Below are 18,313 nucleotides of genomic sequence, written 5' to 3' on the forward strand. Positions count from 1 at the left end.
GGAAAATAGTTTTATTGCTATCGTTCATCACTTTTCTCAAGGTGAAAAGGCTGTCGCCGTCCTTTGGCGGCGCGGCGCGTTTCATTCCGAGAAATATAAGCCTAATGATAAGTGTGAAACTTATACAAGCTTATATTTTAAAAAAGAACAGGAGGAACAAAGATGACTAAAGCTGCAATAAGCACAGAAGTAACGACGCTGAATAACGGGGTACAAATGCCGCGGCTGGGGCTTGGCGTATACTTGTCGAAAGAAGGCGATGAGGTTGAGCACGCTGTACGTTACGCAATAGAGGCGGGGTATCGCAGCATCGATACAGCAAGCGCTTACAACAACGAAACCGGTGTGGGGCGTGCAATTGCCGATAGCGGTATTGCGAGGGACGAGCTGTTCATTACGACGAAGGTATGGAACCGGGACCAAGGCTATGAGACGACATTGCAAGCATTCGAAGCAAGCCGCAAGCGTCTAGGGCTGGATATCATAGATTTGTATTTAGTACATTGGCCAGTGGCGGGCAAGTTTACAGAAACGTACCGCGCGCTGGAAAAGCTTTATAAGGATGGCTACGTTCGGGCCATCGGCGTGAGCAATTTTCTACTGCCGCATTTCGACGAGCTGCTGCCGGGCTGCGAAATTAAGCCGATGGTCAATCAGGTGGAATTCCATCCGCTGCTGACACAGCCGGAACTGCAAAGCTTCTGCCGCGAGCAGGGCATCCAGCTTGAGGCTTGGAGCCCGCTCATGCAAGGGAATTTAGACGTGCCGCTGCTTCAGGAACTGGCTGGCAAATACGGCAAAAGCCCGGCGCAAGTCGTCATCCGCTGGGATCTGCAAAAAGGCGTCATTACAATTCCGAAATCCGTTCGAAAAGAGCGTATTGTCGAAAATGGCGATGTGTTTGATTTTGAATTGACGGAAGCGGAGGTTGCGGCGATTGATGGGTTAAACGAAGGCCGTCGTTATGGCTCCAATCCGATGAATTTCAATTTTTAGAGGTAGGCTGGACGGCCCGTGCATAATAGATGAAAAGTCATCGCATCCTAATGATGAATATTAGCGGGAACGGACTATTGACAGTTTGAACTGTAATTGATAAAATTACAGTACTAAACAGGGAGGCCGTTCACATTGAACAGCGAATTTACAATTGCCGTACACAGTCTTGTATATTTAGCTCATTTGCCGGAAAACATGGCGAGCAGCGAGATGATTGCCGTCAACGTAGGCACTCATTCAGCCCGCGTTCGCAAGGTGATGAGCGGCTTGCGCCGCAGCGGTTATGTGGATACGCGCGAAGGATCGGGAGGCGGCTATCGGCTGACGATTGATCCGAGAGTAGTAACGCTTGCCGATGTTTACCGAGTGATGGCGCAAGGTTCGCTTATTCCAAGCTGGTGCTCGGGCGATCCGGGCATGGAGTGCGTCGTTGGCTCCAATATGAACCAAGTGATGTTCCGGATTTTTTGTGAGGCGGAGAAGCAGCTTGAAGCTCATTTCAGTCACACGACAATTCAAGATGTGCTTGGCCAGATTCATGCGTGTGAATAGGCAACTGATTATAAAGACGGTGTGAGGGGTATTCCCTTATCATACAACACAGCTGGAGAGGATGATTGAAATGGCAGTAGCATTAACGAAAGACAACTTTTCATCTAACGTAGAGAGCGGCGTATCTCTGGTAGATTTTTGGGCACCTTGGTGCGGACCTTGCAAAATGCAGCTTCCAATCGTTGAAGAATTGGCAACTGAGCTTGCAGGCCAAGCTACAATTGCAAAAATCAATGTCGATGAAGAGCCTGAACTGGCTTCGCAATTCGGCGTAATGAGCATTCCAACCCTTATTTTGTTCAAAGACGGACAGCCCGTTGACAAAATGGTAGGTCTGCAAAGCAAAGATGCTTTGAAAGCAAAAATCAGCAATCAACTGTAAGACCTTTGGTCGCATATTGATTCAATGAAGGGAAGCTGCATCGCCGATGGTTCATCGGTGTGCGGCTTCTTTTTTTATTGTGCAAAAATTCTTTCAAAAGACGCAACTTCCCTCAAAGCTTGGGCGTCTATAGGATATTCAGGAATGTATTGGAGGGGGAAGCAGGAGATGGGAAGCAAAAAAAGGTTGATTGCATTTGTTGCGTTGGTCGCGATAACAAGCAGTGTGCCTACCGCCGCTTTTGCAAACGGAGCGAACGTGACGATTGATCGCCAGACTAATCTGGCAGACCGTATTTCCGGGGAGGGCTCCATGGAAGCTGCTGAGAATGTATCGGTTTCAAAGGATAAGGCTGAGAAGCTTGCGCGCGAGCTTGTGAGCATTCCAAAGGAATATACGCTGCAGGGCGCGTCTTTGGCGGTCACTGTGCTGGCGCAGGGCAAACGCAATGTGTGGGGGCTTGATTTCGTCAAGAAAGTGAATGGCAAGCATAAGGGCAGCATTTATGTGCAAATTGATGCTGACGGCGGCCAGTTGCTTGCTTTTAGCTCCTATTTAGAAAATGCCAGCTCCAAGCCGACGTATCCGCTCAAGGTAGAGCGTTCGGCTGCTCAGGATATTGCTGCTTCCTTCATGAAGCAAATTGCTGCTTCGTACGCAGACCAGGTGCGCTACAATCCCGAATACGGGGCCCAGGTGCTTCCCCCACTGACAGGCGAGGTTGTCCATAAAATTCGCTATGACCGAATCATTAATGATATTCCTTATGTAGACAACTATATTGAACTCGATGTGGATAGTGAAGGCCATATTACTAATTATAAATTGCAATGGGATGACACGCTGCAGTTTCCAAAAGCAGACTCGCGCATTACGCTAGCTGAGGCTAATGCCAAGCTCCGTGAGCTTGCCCAGCCCGAGCTGCAATACATTGTGCCTTATAGCCCGCAAGGCCAGCGTTCCCCTCAGCTTAGCTACGAGATGAACAGTCTGGCGGTGAATGCTCTGGACGGCTCCCTTATTAAGAAGCTAAATGATCAGACTAGCAGCGTATCCGCTACTCCAATTGCTCCAGCAGCGCTTGGCGAAGCGCCAAAAGCGGGCAATATGACGGACAAACAGGCGATTGCGCTTGTAGAGTCTTCTTTCAAGCTGCCAACAGGCGCTGTGCTGTCCAATTCGAGCTACAATGAATACAACGACGATACAACAGGCCATAACGAATCGTATTGGAACCTCAATTGGACGACGAAGAGCGGATCTAGAGAGACCGGCTCTGTATCGGCCACTGTGGACAGCAAGACGGGGATTATTCGCAGTTATTATGCCTATTCTTACGATGGCGGGGATACTTCGGTAAAGCCTTCATTAACTTACGAGCAGGCGGAGAAGATTGCAACCGATACGGTGAAAAAGCAGCTTTCTTGGGCGGCTGACCAGCTATACGTTGTAAAGCCTGATCCAAAGCAGTACAGTGAGGCGCCAGCAGGCACGATTAATTCCTATTATATTTCCTTTGTCCGCAAAATTCAGGGAGCTACGGTGTCCTATGATCGGGTCAACGTCAATGTGGATGCCCGGACGAATGAAGTGACGATGTATGACGCCCAGCTCGCTTCCTTCAACTACCCGGCGCAAGCGCCAAAGGTTATTGAAAAAACGGAAGCGATTGAAAAATGGCTCACCTACTATCGTACAGAGCTGACTTATTATGTAGAGCGGGAATATTCCCTGCAAGGCCAGCCGATCCCTATTGATAAATACAACCTGATGCTGGCGGCCGGCGAGCTGGATTCCGAGCAGGTGGAAAGCAAGACGGATGTGAAGCTTGTTTACCGTCTTGTGCCGGCTGCGATTGATGAATCCGTATTCCTGGATGCCCAAAGCGGGCAATGGCGGAATCGCGAAAGTGGTGAGGTTACGGCGCTCGAGAAGCCTAAGGCGCTCGATGTCGAAGGCCACTGGGCGCAGCGGCAGTTGGAACTGATGGTTGCCTACAAGGCGCTGGATGTGAAGGATGGCAAGGTGCGTCCAAATGCGATTGTGACACGCGGCGAATTGATTAAAATGCTAGTGCTTGCTATGAACAGCGGCCGAGGGCCGATTGTGATGGCGAATGCTGAATCGGGTAGTGCGGCTTTTAGCGATGTAGCGGCGGGCTCAGGCTATTATGTATATGTCCAAAGCGCGCTTGAGCAAAATCTGATTGATATTGGCGACGGCACCTTTAATCCGGCGGGCGAGGTTGACCGTGAGGAAATGGCCGAGCTGATCGTGCGGGCATTGGGCTACAATACGCTGGCGAATTTTGACCAGCTGTTCAATATCAATTTTAAAGATGCGGACAAAACAGAGAAAAAAGGCCAAGCGGCAATCGTGGTCGGCCTCAACATTATGTCTCTGTCGGACGGGAGCTTCCTTCCGGAACGTAAAGTGACGCGGGCCGAGGCGGCGACGGCATTTTTCCGTTACCTGCAAACGCGGGCCGATTTGAAGGAAGCGCCGATTCGCAACTAAGAGCTGAAAGGCTATCCCTTGCTCAGCAATTCGAGGCATAGCCTAAGGGCAGCAATGAACAACGGAAGAGCCTTCGGCCAGGCAGTTAAGTGGCTGGAGGCTCTTCCGTATGCTTTTTTACGGGAAGAATAGATGGGTTTAGGGGTGGTTAGTCGGTTTTTTTCTTCTTGTCTGTGAAGTTGGAGACGGATTTCGTATCCTTAATGTTATCGTTTACGAATGCCATGTCCTGATTTTTCGCATGCATTTTCGTTGTGCCTTTGTAATTGCCTTTGTGAGTGTTGTTTTCCACGGCGCTTCACCTCCTGACTGCGGGTAACCCCAGCTATAGTATGACCGAAGCGTTCTGAAGCATGCGTGAAAAAAGGACATGAGGAGGCTGTGAAACGGAATTGTACAAGCATAATAAATTTTTAAGGGAAGGAGCTTTCTATTTTGAAAAAGAACACGCTTATCAGGCTTGTAGCTGCGGTTATCGTTGTTGTAATTGCAGCTGCGCTCTATATGGCGTCGCAATATACGACGTTTCAAAAAGCCGTATTAGATTCAGTCGGTGAAGCAGATATTACAGCCATTGAGCTAGTCAGATCATCAGCTACGACAGCGGAGCGGGAAGAAAAAAGGATAACGAACCCGCAAGAAATCGATAAAATCATGGCTGTTTTTGCGAAAATGAAATTTTAAAAATCCAATGAGCTTGATCTGAGCAGAGCCAAAAAGGACCAGTATTCGATGATTATTGAATTAGATGGCAACCGCGCTTTTGGCGTTACGATTTATAGAGGGTATTTTGTCACGATCTATAATGCCAATAAAACCCAAAATAAGCTAAGCTCCTACCAAATAACGAATATTAATGAAGTGGAGCCACTGGAAAAGCTCATGGTTTTCTCGGACACCTCCACCTCCCAAATGCGGGAAATGGAGATGTCTGTACGATATGAGGTATATGACTCATTAAAGGCTTTGGAGCAAGCAGCAGATCTGATTATTATTGGAGCGCCTATACATTCTTTTGATGAGCGTGACCAGAATTCCGCCTACTACAGTGATGGAACGTTGCAGGATTTTTATACCCTGTCACAAGTGGGGATTTTTAAAATCATTAAACAGCCTGCTGAATGGGCAGATGCGAAGCAGATGGAAATCGTTGAACCTGTTAGCATCATTACAGAACCCGATGGCATAAAAACTAAAGTGAAGGCAGCAGGCTACAATGAGATGGCATCCCAGCAGAAGTACATTATTTTTCTAAAGAAAAACAGCATGGGGCAGTATGCCATCCTTAATATGAACAATGGGAAATTTGAAATAAAAGGCTCGAAGCATCCTGATTTGCAAACGGGTGGGGATCAACCGGCGGAAATCAGACAAAAGCTATGGGAAGAAATAAACAGCAAATATGAATTTGAATACGGATTCTAATTTAAAGCTCTTGCACGAACGCTGGCTGGAACGGGGTGTATCAGCACCACAACAGGAGCCTTTTGCTAAGCGGGTAAGCGAACTCGCCCTTTTATTGTTTATACGCATCGGGTATAATGACGAGAGCTTGTTACTTCGGAAAATGGGGTGTCTTTACGCATGGCTTTAAAAGCTGGTATCGTAGGCTTGCCGAATGTCGGCAAATCGACTTTGTTTAATGCAATTACGCAAGCGGGTGCTGAATCCGCTAACTATCCTTTTTGTACAATTGATCCTAACGTTGGTGTTGTAGAGGTGCCGGATCCGCGTCTGAACAGGCTCGTTGAGCTTGTGGTGCCGAAAAGCATCGTGCCTACAGCATTTGAGTTTGTTGATATTGCCGGTCTGGTAGCAGGCGCGAGCAAGGGCGAAGGACTTGGCAACAAGTTTTTGGCACATATTCGTGAAGTCGATGCGATTGTTCATGTCGTTCGCTGCTTCCAAGACGAGAATATCACGCATGTAGCGGGCAAAATCGACCCGATCGACGATATTCAGACGATTAATCTAGAGCTGATTTTGGCGGATATTGATTCCGTTGATAAAAAAATCGAGCGCTCCCGCAAAAATCTCAAGGGCGGCGACAAAAAAGTTGTGCAAGAGGTTGAAGTGCTTGAGCGTGTAAAAGAGGCGCTCTACAATGATATGCCAGCGCGCAGCCTGGAGCTGTCCGAGGATGAGAAGCTGCTCATTCGCGATCTTCATTTGCTGACAATGAAGCCTGTACTTTATGCAGCCAATGTGAGCGAAGCTGAAGTTGCTGACACGGACAATAACGAATTCGTTAATAAAGTTCGCGAGTTCGCTGCTGCTGAAAATGCAGAAGTGGTGCCCATTTCCGCGCGTGTTGAGGAAGAAATTGCCGAGCTGGAAGGCGAAGACAAGGCGATGTTCCTTGAGGAGCTTGGCCTTGCGGAGTCGGGACTTAACCGTCTGATTCGTGCGGCGTACAAGCTGCTTGGCCTTTATACGTATTTTACGGCAGGCGTGCAGGAAGTTCGCGCTTGGACGATTCGCAGCGGAACGAAAGCGCCGCAGGCAGCTGGCGTTATTCATACGGATTTTGAGCGCGGCTTTATTCGCGCCGAGATCGTATCGTTTGACGATTTATCAGCTGCCGGTTCGATGAACGTGGCGAAAGAGCGTGGCCAGGTTCGCTTGGAAGGCAAAGATTATGTCGTAAAAGACGGCGATGTTATACATTTCCGCTTTAACGTTTAGATTTTTCACGAAAGAGGGAGCTTTCGATCTGCTGTTTAAGCGGATTCGGAGGCTCCTTCGTCTAGGTATGCGAACTTAACAAGCGGAAAAGTAGAAAACTGGGCGCGGCGGCAGTAATTCGCTTGTCGATAGAATGCTGCGCATATGTTATAATGGAGTATCAAAGTGTGATAACAGAGGTGAATGATGGTGTTGGACCGTTTACAAGCACTGGCTGATCGTTACGAGAAGTTGAGTGAGCTGCTGTGTGATCCAGATGTAGCAAGTGATCCGAAGCGTCTGCGGGAATATTCCAAGGAGCAGTCCGATCTGCAACAATCTTATGAAGCTTATACTGAATATAAACAAGTGTCGGAGCAGTTGGACGATGCGAAGGTTATGCAGGGCGAGAAGCTGGATGATGAAATGCGCGAGATGGTCAAGATGGAGATTGATGAGCTATCTGACCGCAAGGAAGAGCTGGAAGAGAAAATTAAAATTTTGCTTCTGCCGAAAGATCCGAACGATGACAAAAACGTTATCGTGGAAATTCGCGGCGCGGCTGGCGGCGATGAGGCTGCTTTGTTCGCTTATGAGCTGTACCGCATGTACACGAAGTTTGCGGATACGCAAGGCTGGCGTGTAGAGCTGATGGATTTTAATGAAAATGACTTGGGCGGCTTTAAAGAGGTTATTTTCATGATTACGGGCAAAGGCGCCTACAGCAAGCTGAAATTCGAGAGCGGCGCTCATCGGGTACAGCGTATTCCAGTAACGGAGTCAGGCGGCCGTATTCATACGTCCACTTCGACCGTTTCGGTTATGCCGGAGGTTGAGGAAGTGGAAGTTGAGATTTTCGACAAGGATATCCGGGTTGATACATTCTGCTCCAGCGGCGCAGGCGGCCAGTCGGTTAATACGACAAAATCCGCTGTCCGGGTGCTTCACGTACCAACGGGCATTATGGCAACTTGCCAAGACGGCAAATCGCAAAATGAGAACAAAGCCAAAGCGCTGCAGGTATTGCGTGCGCGTATTGTCGATGTACAGCGTCAAGAGGAAGAAGCGAAATATGCCGGCGAGCGTAAAAGCAAAGTCGGAACGGGCGACCGCAGTGAGCGGATTCGCACGTATAATTTCCCGCAGAGCCGCGTGACGGATCACCGTATTGGTCTTACGCTGCATAAGCTGGATTCGGTTATGAACGGCGACATGGCGGAAATTATTTCGTCGCTTACGATTGCTGAGCAAGCCGACATTATGGAGAGAGAACTGAACTAACTGAAGTGCTTTCCCAAGTGAGCTGCCAGATCTGGCATGCTGCGTGAAGAGGCAGGATTTTCGAGCATCTGTGCTTGGAGACCCTGCCTTTTATGCGGCTATGCGTTTTATTGGCGGGCATTTAGGGAAGTAAAGAAAGGGACGTTGGATACATGGGCGACAATAGCAAGGAGTGGAAGGTTTTGCTGCCTTGTACCATTAGAGAAGCCTGCTTGCAGGCTTCTTCGTTTTTGGCGGGGCAGGGCGTCGAGGAACCGCGCAATAATGCGGAGCTGCTGCTGCAGCATCTGCTGGGAATTGGGCGCATGGAGCTGCTGCGCGACGGGGGCGATCCTTTTCCGAGCGAGCTGGCTCCGGCATGGGACGAGCTCACTCGGCGAAAAGGGAATGGTGAGCCGGTGCAATATATCATCGGCGAGCAGTGGTTCTACAGCAGGCCGTTTGCGGTTACGCCGGCCGTGCTGATTCCGCGGCCCGAGACGGAGCTGCTCGTCGAGGCAGTGCTTGAGGCGGCGGATCGCCTGTGGCCGGAATCGGCACAGGCGGAAGCAGAGGGTGCGCCAGCGGAAGGCGCGGCCGAGGCGGGGTTTGCCGCTGCGAGCAATAGCGCCAGCGAGCAGGCGGAGCAGGAGGGAGGGTCAGCGATAGCGGCTGACCGGGCTAAGGGCTTGGCTGCGCGGCCGACGGTGCTTGACGTCGGTACGGGCAGCGGCGCCATCGGCGTGACGCTGGCTGTGCTGCGTCCGCTCTGGCGCGTATGCGCGTCCGATCTTTCGCCGGACGCGCTGGCTGTCGCCCGCACGAATGCGGCCTGCCATGGAGCGGCGGGCCGCATGGCGTTCGTGCAGGGCGACCTGCTGGCGCCGTTCATCGGAACGGGCGGCGCCGCCGCAGCCCAGGCACCCGGCGCGGTAGACCTCCGCGTCGATGTGCTGGTATCTAATCCGCCGTATATACCGGCGGATGACCTCCCGGGCTTGCAGCGCGAGGTGCGGGATTACGAGCCGCATCTCGCGCTGGATGGCGGAGCGGACGGGCTGGACCCGTACCGCCGCATGGTAGAGCAGCTGCCGCTGCTGAGGCAAATGCCGCGCATCGTCGCTTTCGAGCTGGGCATGGGCCAAGCGGAAGCGGTGGCGGAGCTATTAAGGAAAGCGGATATGTGGGACGAGGTACGGACGATTACAGATTATGGCGGCATTGACCGCCATGTTATTGCGGTGCGTACCAACGGCTAGGCAGGATGAATAATCTCCCTTGTGAAGCACACCTGCGGCATGCTGCTTCTGCATGCCGCGAGTGTGCATCAGCATACTGCAAGTGCTCTGCATGCCGCGAGTGTGCATCAGTATACTGCAAGTTCGCTCCTGCAGGAGCGAACAGCTCCGAAAATTGCTAGAAGGCTATAACAATAGAATAGCCCAAGGGGCTGTTTATTTTTGAAATATAAGAAAGTATATGTTTCCTCACTGAGCTTCAATTTCTCGGACTGAGTAGCACCGCCAAAGGGCGGCGACAGCCGTTTACGCTTGTCTATTAAAATTTAATAGGTTTGAGGTTTATAGAACGGGAATCGCGGACATACTTACGGATAGATACGTTCCGGAACGCAAGCAGAGGTACCGACGGGTGCCATCGAGAGGAGCTTGTGTATGTCCCGCAATTATTCCCGTATTTCTTATCGTAGATCCGTCGTTCTTATTATGGTGGTGCTTGCTGTACTTGTAATGAGCTGGGAGCTGCAAAAAGTAGATGCCGCTGTAGCTGGCAGTCATATTCCGGAGGAGTCGATCAGGCTCCGTATACTGGCTAATTCCGACGCTCCTGCCGATCAGGCAGTTAAACGTGTCGTTCGTGATGCTGTGGTCGAGGCAATGAACAGCTGGGTAACTGGACCGCAGACGATAGAAGAAGCTCGTGCCACGATGCGCGAGCATATGGGCGAGATGGAGCTTCTGGTTGGCAAAGTATTGAGCAGCCGGGGTTTTGATTATGCGTTTCACATTGAGCTTGGCCAAGTTCCTTTCCCTACTAAAATGTACGGAAGTGAAGTATATCCTGCTGGCAACTACGAAGCGCTGCTCATTACGCTAGGTGAAGGCAAGGGGCAGAACTGGTGGTGCGTGCTGTTCCCGCCATTGTGCTTCATCGATGCAGCTTCCGGCGAAGCGGTAGCCGCCGATGGCGAGGTGGAGGCAGCAAATGCAGCAAGCAAGGCAGAATCGAAAGAAGCGAAAGCTTCTGTAGAAAAGGCATCTGCACAAAAAGAAAATGCTGGCGATGTTGTCCATGCCAAACAGGATTCTGCTCCTAGCAAAGCGGAAGGCGAAGCGCCGGAAGCAAAGTTTTTCCTTTGGGAAATGCTGCAAAAGCTGATTGCTTGGATGCAAAGCCTGTTTGCTTAGGGCGTGTATACAAGCCAGCTCGATACTCTTCATTTCAGAGCTTTAATCCCTGTACAAAGTTAGACTTGGCGGACACAGCAGCCGCTATTTTAATAGAATTACGGGTTAAGGCATAGGTTGCGGACTCAGGAGCAGCTAATGCGATGCCACTAGCCATTTTGACGACAAAATGAGGACGATAGCGGATTTCCTGTCCGCTTATGGCTTGAAATGGATTGAAAAGCCAAAATAGCGGAATCTCAGTCCTCAAAAAAGAAATGAGCGCCCCGCCCCGAGCTCTCAAGCACCCGAGCACCCGAGCTCTCAAGCACCCGAGCTCCCGAGCTCCCGAGCTCCCGAACTCCCGAACTCCCGAACTCTCAAGCTCCCAAGCTCCCAAGCTATGAGGTCTTAGCAACAAGGGTCTTAGCAACAAGAGTCACAGCTACAGGGGGTCTCAGTAGCAATCGCATGCTTCGGTTCTCAGGCCTCGAATCGCCAGTTGAGCTTGGCCACGATTAAGCTCTGAGCAAGGAGTGGCAGGGCTACTCCGGTTTACATAAACACCCTAGCATACAGCAGCTTATAGCCAGGTTTAAGCCAGTGAGCATCCGCGGGCTGCGGTTATGCTGCTGGCTCCGTTTTTATCCAAGCGTATGGTATACTTACGGGAGTATACAGACTAGAAGGATGACTATAACAGAGCAAGGATTGAAGGATAGAGATGACTACGACGAAGGTATGGCGCATGACGGATGAATATGCGGAGGCGTCTATCGCGGAAGCAGCAGAACTGCTTCGCGGTGGAGAGCTTGTAGCTTTCCCGACGGAGACGGTATACGGGCTTGGTGCCGATGCTCGCAGCTCGGAGGCGGTGGCGCAGATTTTTCAGGCCAAAGGCCGCCCCTCCGATAATCCGCTTATTGTTCACATCGCAACGATTTCGCAGCTTGATGAGCTGGTGCTGCCTTACTCGGCACTTGCGAAGCAATTGATGGAGCAGCTGTGGCCAGGACCGCTTACGCTTGTGCTTCCCGTTCAGCCGGGAGCGGTGTCGCCGCTTGTAACGGCTGGCTTATCCACTGTTGGCGTTCGGATGCCTTCCCATCCGGTGGCGCTGCGCCTCCTTGCAGCTGCGGGCTGTCCGGTTGCCGCGCCAAGCGCTAATCGTTCGGGCAGGCCAAGCCCTACGCTCGCCGAGCATGTGGCTGAAGACCTCAGCGGCCGGATCAGCGGCATTGTCGACGGCGGCGCTACAGGCATCGGCCTTGAATCGACCGTCATTGAACTGACGGGCGAACAGGCGCTTCGCATTTTGCGCCCAGGCGGCGTAACGGTGGAGCAGCTGTGCAAAGCGGCGCCGCAAGCGGAAATTGACGCACCTGCGGAAGCTGAGTCGGCCGTGGAGGAGCTATCTGCGCCACGTTCGCCAGGCATGAAATATACGCATTATGCACCGAAGGGCGAGCTAAGCGTCGTACAAGGAAGCTCAGCCGCCAAGCGTGTTGCTTATATGCAGGAGCAGGTGTCGCAAGCCGTGAACGCCGGACTGAAAGCAGGCGTTCTTGTATTCGATGAGCAGGCCGCTGTTATGGAGGACGGCTCCGCTCTCGTGCTGACCTACGGGAGCGGGCAGCAGCTGGAGCAGGCTGCGCACCGCCTGTATGCAGCATTGCGGCAGTTTGATGCTGCTGGCGTTCAGCGAATTTGGGCAGAAGGCTGCGAGCCAGATGGTATCGGAGCCGCACTTATGAATCGGCTGCTCAAGGCAGCCGGTCATCGCACCCATCAGGTATAAGACAAGACCAGCTTAAGCCGGCGAACTATTTTTTCACTAGTAAAATTAAGCTCGTGCCGGTTATACCGGTCGTGCCTGTCATGCGATTTTTTGACTCAAGTTTTGCGGTTTGCCTGGCGCTTTACAAGGGTAAGAATATCTCCAAGACCGATTAAACAAGCTATAGTATGTTTGTCCCCATTGCCGCATATGTTGGGTTAAGAGTGTTTGCGGACGTGGGGGGAGATCATTTTGTGGAGTAGCCATATGCTTGGAGGGCAATTTATTACACTGCTGCTTATGGCGGTTGCACTTGGCATGGATGCTTTTTCGCTAGGAATTGGAATTGGGCTGCGCGGTATTCGCTGGCTCCATATAATAAGATTAAGTGTTATTATCGGTATTTTTCATATTATTATGCCGCTCGGGGGCATGTACGCTGGGAGCTTCGTCAGCGGCTTGCTTGGTCATGTAGCGACTGCGTCTGCTGGCGTACTGCTGGTGCTGCTCGGCGGGCATATGATTTATAGCTCCTTGCGGGGAGAAGATGTGCAAGCCTTTGATTACCGCACCATTTGGGGAACGCTGCTGTTCGCGCTGGGCGTCAGCGCTGATTCTTTTTCCGTTGGCGTTACGCTCGGCATGTTCGCAGCTGATTTGATGCTGACGGTGCTGCTGTTCGGTTTTTTTGGCAGCTTAATGTCGATTATGGGATTGCTGCTTGGAAGAAGAGTCAGCCATAGGCTAGGCGGCTATGGCGAAGCATGCGGCGGCGCGGTGCTGCTGGTGTTCGGTATAATGTTTATTTTCTGAAAATATAAGAATTTATAAGTTTACATGTATAAATAGGCTTATATTTCATCGCGAAACGGAAGCTTTGCCATCAAAGGATGGCATCAGCCGTTTACGCTTGATACACATAGAAAGGGGCATGCGGCGTGAAGCACATTTTGTTCATTTGTACGGGAAATACTTGTCGTTCTCCGATGGCGGAGGCGATGTTGAAAAATATGGCGGGCCAGCAGGGTGTAGCAGTAGAAGTGCGTTCGGCAGGCATCTCGACCATTGACGGTTTGGCCGTTTCCGGCCATGCGACAGAGGTGCTGCGCGGTTATGGCATTGAACATCAGAGCTCTTCGTGCGCGCTGACAGCAGAAGCGGTAAAATGGGCTGACCTCGTACTGACGATGACCGCCAGCCACAAAAGAGGACTGCTCCAATGGTTCCCAGAAGCCGTTGATAAAGCGCACACGCTCAAAGAGTATGTCAATCAAGATACGGGCGTACTGGCAGACATTAAGGAACTGGAGCGGCTGTATACGGAGCTGCACATGAAGCAGACGCTGGGACAGCAGCTGACGGATGGCGAACGCAATCGTCTGCTGGAGTTGGAGCGCCGTATACCAAGCTTTGATATTATAGACCCGTTTGGCGGAACACTCGGTAATTACAAAAGCTGCGCCGAGGAAATTCGTAGCTGCTTGCAGCAGCTGCTCTTGCGGTTAAAGCAGGAATAAGCGAATGGTTGTGGCAGCGCAAATGTAAAAGCGCGAATTTAGGCGCGGAACCGATTGATTTTTCACAAAAATTCGGCTATGATGAGTACAGATATACGGTTTCCGATGTGACTGGCGACGGAAGTGGGTAACCACGGTGGAGCATCGGAACATACGGCCGGTCGCCTGGGCAAAGAGCAGCATGCTGAAGAGCATGTCATGCTCTTTTTTCGTCTTTTAGGACAAATTTAGGTATAATAAAAGCGCCGAATTGCGGAAGCGGAGTTCATGTGCCGAGCGCCGCAAGTATCATTGCAAGTGCAGCATCGTCATACTGTGGAGGAGGTTTATACGTGAAAATTGCCATTGGCGCCGATCATGCCGGCTATCGGCTGAAGGACGAAATTGTACCATTTCTGCTATCGCTTGGTCACGAAATTGAAGATTTCGGTTGCGACTGCAATCAATCGGTCGATTACCCGGATTATGCACTGCCTGTAGCAGAAAAGGTGGCAAACGGGGAAGTGGATCGCGGTATTCTCATTTGTGGAACAGGCATTGGCATGTCGATTGCCGCTAATAAGGTTAAAGGCATCCGCTGCGCGCTGGTGCACGATTTATTTTCCGCCAAAGCGACGCGCGAGCATAATGATACGAATGTGATTGCACTGGGCGAGCGGGTCATTGGACCGGGGGTTGCACAGGAAATTCTTCGTATTTGGCTGGACACGCCATTCTCCGGCGGCGAGCGTCATGCGGGACGCATTCATAAAGTAGGCCAAATCGAGCAAAAATATAACGCTTAAGCTAAATCAACAAGTAAGAAGGCTTTGTTCCATGCTTGCATGGATACGGTTAGTTAGACAAGGAGGCCGCCTGCTATGGAAGCAAACGAGGAAACGATAGCGATAACAAGCGCAGTAGAGACGGTCGTTCGCGAGCTTGCGGCAGCGGGCAGCCTGCGGGCTGGACAGCTTCTCGTCATCGGCACGAGTACGAGCGAGGTGCTGGGCCATCGCATCGGGACGTCAGGCACGCTGGAAGCTGCTGCGGAAATTTTCGCTGGAGTGGAGGCTGTGCGCCGCGATATTGGTTTTTATCCGGTGTATCAATGCTGCGAGCATTTGAACCGCGCGCTCGTTATCGAGCGTGCAGCGGCTGAACGTTACGGACTAGAGCAGGTTGCGGCGATTCCCGTTCCGAAGGCGGGCGGCTCTATGGCGGCTTATGCGTATCGGCATATCAGCGATGCCTGTCTCGTTGAGACGGTAGCCGCGCATGCTGGAATAGATATCGGCGATACTTTCATCGGTATGCATTTGCGCAGAGTGGCGGTTCCGGTGCGGCCTTCGATTCGCAGCATTGGCGAGGCGCATGTCACGATGGCGGTTACGCGGCCAAAGCTTATTGGCGGTGTACGAGCGGTGTATGAGCTGGACGGTGTGGCAGACAGCCGTGATGCTGTTGTCTTGTCTCCGGAGCAATCAGCTGGGACATGCGATTAATCGCAAGCATTCTATAAAGATTTTATTATTGGCGGATGGAGCATGTAACCCGTAGAACAAATATCTGACGAGTCTATCATGCTTAATCCTTATCTATATAACAAGCACACACAACTAAGGAGGCATTTATAATGGAAAATCTACGTAAACAAGATCCGGAAGTTTTGAAAGCAATGGGACTGGAATTGCAGCGTCAACGCGATAACATCGAGCTAATCGCATCGGAAAATATCGTAAGCGAAGCTGTGCTTGAAGCATTGGGTTCTGCTTTGACGAACAAATATGCAGAAGGCTACCCAGGCAAACGTTTCTACGGCGGCTGTGAGCATGTCGACATCGTGGAAGATATCGCACGCGATCGTGCAAAAGAACTGTTTGGCGCAGACCATGCCAACGTACAACCGCATTCCGGCGCACAAGCGAACATGGCTGTTTATTTGGCGGCGCTTAAGCCTGGCGACACGGTACTGGGCATGAATTTGGCTCATGGCGGCCACTTGACGCACGGCAGCCCGGTTAATGCATCCGGCTTGCTTTACAACTTCGTAGCCTACGGTGTAAATGAAGATTCCTTCACGATTGATTATGAAGAAGTTCGCAAAGCGGCCTTCAAGCACCGCCCTCGCATGATCGTAGCTGGTGCATCTGCGTACCCGCGCATTATTGATTTCGAAAAAATGGCTAAAATCGCCAACGATGTAGGCGCACTATTTTTCGTAGATATGGCTCATATTGCAGGTCTTGTAGCTGCTGGTCTTCACCCGAGCCCAGTGCCTCATGCGCATTTCGTTACAACGACAACGCACAAAACGCTTCGCGGTCCTCGCGGCGGCTTGATCCTGTGCCGTAAAGAGTGGGCAGCTGCGATCGACAAAGCGGTATTCCCAGGTACACAAGGCGGTCCTTTGATGCACGTTATTGCTGCTAAAGCAGTGGCACTGGGCGAAGCTTTGCAGCCATCGTTCAAGACGTATGCGCAAAATGTTGTGAAAAATGCGGCGGTTCTTTCCGATACACTCGTTGCAGCAGGCATTAACATCGTATCCGGCGGCACAGACAACCACCTGATGCTGATCGACACGCGTTCCCTGAACATCACAGGCAAAGAGGCGGAGCACGTACTGGATTCAATCGGTATTACAGCTAACAAAAACGCGATTCCTTTCGATCCAACTAGCCCGTTCATTACTAGCGGTATCCGTCTTGGAACACCTGCAGCGACATCGCGCGGCATGGATGAGAAAGCGATGAAAGTGATCGGCGAAGTGATCGCTGTAACGCTGAAAAATCCAAAGGATGAGGCGACGCTTGAAAAATCCCGTCAAATCGTTCGCGATCTGACTGCGCAATATCCGCTTTATCCAGAATTGAAATACTAATTTTAAGTTTTTGAAAAAAGCCGCATGGGGCCTCGGCCTCTATGCGGTATTTTTGCGTGTAAACAAGCGTTTGAGGGCTGTCGTCACGTTATTAAAAGGAATTTTTATTCATTTATGGTAGATATAATATGCAGAAAATCCATTCGGCATGCTACAATAGTACAGACTATGCTAATTGGAGGGTGATGGTACAACCATGAGCAATACGATTCTTGTCGTTCTGATTTTTGTTGTATTCCTGGTAATCATAAGCATAACTCAATCCAATCGTTCGCGAAAAAGAAATGATACTGGCCATTCGCCGGGCAAGCGAAGCTTGTCGTTAGCTTCATGGCCGTCTGAGGAGCCGCCGCTTGCATTAGGCGTGCCTTACGAGCATCCTGCCCGTCCAGCTGCTGAACGTCTTGAGGCCGCCCTTACGAGTGACTTTGAAAGCCGGATTAAGGATCGCGTGCTCAAGCAGCTGCCGAGTCTGTCCGATAAGGAATGGAAATGGACCTTCTTCGAGCTGAAGCGCTTCTTCCTAATGTGCGGCCTGCTGCGCGGCGTGCCGATGTATAGCAGCAGGGCAGATGTCATTTGGCATGAAATGCTCATGTTTACACGGGAGTACGAGCAGTTTTGCACCGCCTTCTGCGGCGGGCTGATTCATCATGCTCCGCATGCCGAAAATGAGCGCCCGAATGTCGATGGCCGGGCCTGGTTTGACTGGGTATACGGCGAGCTTTTTCAGCAAACGCCGGCAAGCGGACGGGTGTGGGGCGCATTTTTTAAGACGCCGCTTCCTCGCAATTGGACGGATGAGTTTGCTGAGCAATCCGAGCAGGCACTGACGGAAAAATGGTTTAATGCCAAAGCCGCGGGAGCCTATCCCGATATGCAGAAGACGATCGATTATTTGCTGTGGCGCTTGAAATCGCAGCTTCATAATAGCGATGATGAGCAAGTTAAGCCTTATCCGGTAGGCGCCTCTTCCTCCTGGAAGGGCGGCTATGATCCTGTAATCGGAGCGACGGGCATGCTGTCCGGCATGCTCATTTTCCACTCCATCTCCGCTTCATCTCCTAATGATTTTGCCGAGCAGATGAATGCAGCGCAGACAAAGGCCCAGAGAGAAGCGAATGGCAGCGGGTCCTCGACATACGGCTGTGACGGCTTGGGCTCCACACATGACCGTCATGATTCTGACGGGGGTCATGATAGCGGTGGCCATGATAGTGGCAGCGATTCATCCAGCTCCTGCGGAGGCTCCAGTGGAGGAGACGGCGGTGGAGGCTGTGGCGGTGGCTGCAGCAGCTAAAAACGGACGATTTTTCAAAGAGAAAAATCACAGGATGCAACAGGCCTTTTACAATGCTATAATATACGGGATTGTGT

General features: G+C 51.2%; 18 protein-coding genes and 1 riboswitch. Of the genes, 17 read left to right on the forward strand and 1 reads right to left on the reverse strand.

The features are described 5' to 3' along the window. Positions 1-162 precede the first annotated feature (162 nt). The 4 genes from ASF12_RS16620 to ASF12_RS16635 all read left to right on the forward strand — a co-directional run bounded on the left by ASF12_RS16620 (position 163) and on the right by ASF12_RS16635 (position 4,450). Positions 163-996 carry an aldo/keto reductase gene (locus tag ASF12_RS16620; protein ID WP_056036726.1) on the forward strand — a complete coding sequence of 278 codons (834 nt, stop codon included), beginning with the start codon at positions 163-165 and terminating at the stop codon, positions 994-996. A 135-nt stretch (positions 997-1,131) separates the two neighbouring features. Then, entirely contained in the window at positions 1,132-1,551 is a 420-nt protein-coding gene (locus ASF12_RS16625) for an RrF2 family transcriptional regulator (protein WP_056036728.1), read from the forward strand. A 70-nt stretch (positions 1,552-1,621) separates the two neighbouring features. Further along, complete coding sequence (gene trxA / locus ASF12_RS16630) at positions 1,622-1,933, forward strand: thioredoxin (protein WP_056036730.1); 312 nt, start codon at positions 1,622-1,624, stop codon at positions 1,931-1,933. Positions 1,934-2,101: 168 nt separating this feature from the next. Further along, the gene (locus ASF12_RS16635; protein WP_056036732.1) at positions 2,102-4,450 is read left to right on the forward strand and encodes an S-layer homology domain-containing protein; all 2,349 of its coding nucleotides are present in this window, start codon (positions 2,102-2,104) and stop codon (positions 4,448-4,450) included. 148 nt (positions 4,451-4,598) lie between these two features. Here the strand turns inward: ASF12_RS16635 and ASF12_RS35215 are convergent, their stop codons facing one another. Next, positions 4,599-4,742: a hypothetical protein gene (locus ASF12_RS35215; RefSeq protein WP_172455457.1), complete on the reverse strand. Its 144-nt coding sequence runs from the start codon at positions 4,740-4,742 to the stop codon at positions 4,599-4,601. Positions 4,743-4,885: 143 nt separating this feature from the next. Between ASF12_RS35215 and ASF12_RS16640 the strand changes: the two genes are divergently transcribed. From ASF12_RS16640 to ASF12_RS16705, 13 genes are all read left to right on the forward strand, one after another. Next, positions 4,886-5,134 carry a hypothetical protein gene (locus ASF12_RS16640; protein WP_056036734.1) on the forward strand — a complete coding sequence of 83 codons (249 nt, stop codon included), beginning with the start codon at positions 4,886-4,888 and terminating at the stop codon, positions 5,132-5,134. A gap of 48 nt (positions 5,135-5,182) precedes the next feature. After that, entirely contained in the window at positions 5,183-5,875 is a 693-nt protein-coding gene (locus ASF12_RS16645; RefSeq protein WP_056036736.1) for a hypothetical protein, read from the forward strand. A gap of 159 nt (positions 5,876-6,034) precedes the next feature. Continuing rightward, positions 6,035-7,135: a redox-regulated ATPase YchF gene (gene ychF, locus ASF12_RS16650; protein ID WP_056036739.1), complete on the forward strand. Its 1,101-nt coding sequence runs from the start codon at positions 6,035-6,037 to the stop codon at positions 7,133-7,135. 189 nt (positions 7,136-7,324) lie between these two features. Further along, positions 7,325-8,395 (forward strand): peptide chain release factor 1, encoded by a 1,071-nt coding sequence (prfA, locus tag ASF12_RS16655; protein ID WP_046231406.1) that lies wholly within the window; start codon positions 7,325-7,327, stop codon positions 8,393-8,395. Between the two features lie 152 nt (positions 8,396-8,547). Then, a complete protein-coding gene (locus ASF12_RS16660) occupies positions 8,548-9,633 on the forward strand; it encodes a N5-glutamine methyltransferase family protein (RefSeq protein ID WP_056036742.1) in 1,086 nt (361 codons plus the stop codon). A gap of 414 nt (positions 9,634-10,047) precedes the next feature. After that, complete coding sequence (spoIIR, locus tag ASF12_RS16665) at positions 10,048-10,800, forward strand: stage II sporulation protein R (protein WP_056036743.1); 753 nt, start codon at positions 10,048-10,050, stop codon at positions 10,798-10,800. Positions 10,801-11,503: 703 nt separating this feature from the next. Then, the gene (locus ASF12_RS16675; RefSeq protein ID WP_056036748.1) at positions 11,504-12,577 is read left to right on the forward strand and encodes an L-threonylcarbamoyladenylate synthase; all 1,074 of its coding nucleotides are present in this window, start codon (positions 11,504-11,506) and stop codon (positions 12,575-12,577) included. 246 nt (positions 12,578-12,823) lie between these two features. Then, entirely contained in the window at positions 12,824-13,369 is a 546-nt protein-coding gene (locus tag ASF12_RS16680) for a manganese efflux pump MntP (RefSeq protein WP_056036750.1), read from the forward strand. Between the two features lie 125 nt (positions 13,370-13,494). Next, positions 13,495-14,073 carry a low molecular weight protein arginine phosphatase gene (locus ASF12_RS16685; protein ID WP_056036752.1) on the forward strand — a complete coding sequence of 193 codons (579 nt, stop codon included), beginning with the start codon at positions 13,495-13,497 and terminating at the stop codon, positions 14,071-14,073. Between the two features lie 97 nt (positions 14,074-14,170). Next, positions 14,171-14,251, forward strand: a riboswitch (ZMP/ZTP riboswitch). Between the two features lie 154 nt (positions 14,252-14,405). Continuing rightward, positions 14,406-14,858, forward strand: a complete 453-nt coding sequence (gene rpiB, locus ASF12_RS16690; RefSeq protein ID WP_056036754.1) for a ribose 5-phosphate isomerase B — start codon at positions 14,406-14,408, stop codon at positions 14,856-14,858. 75 nt (positions 14,859-14,933) lie between these two features. Continuing rightward, entirely contained in the window at positions 14,934-15,557 is a 624-nt protein-coding gene (locus ASF12_RS16695) for a TIGR01440 family protein (protein ID WP_056036756.1), read from the forward strand. A gap of 131 nt (positions 15,558-15,688) precedes the next feature. Beyond that, the gene (gene glyA, locus ASF12_RS16700; RefSeq protein WP_172455458.1) at positions 15,689-16,936 is read left to right on the forward strand and encodes a serine hydroxymethyltransferase; all 1,248 of its coding nucleotides are present in this window, start codon (positions 15,689-15,691) and stop codon (positions 16,934-16,936) included. Positions 16,937-17,132: 196 nt separating this feature from the next. After that, entirely contained in the window at positions 17,133-18,236 is a 1,104-nt protein-coding gene (locus ASF12_RS16705) for a hypothetical protein (protein ID WP_056036760.1), read from the forward strand. Positions 18,237-18,313: the final 77 nt, after the last annotated feature.

Source organism: Paenibacillus sp. Leaf72 (assembly GCF_001422685.1).
GTDB lineage: Bacteria > Bacillota > Bacilli > Paenibacillales > Paenibacillaceae > Pristimantibacillus.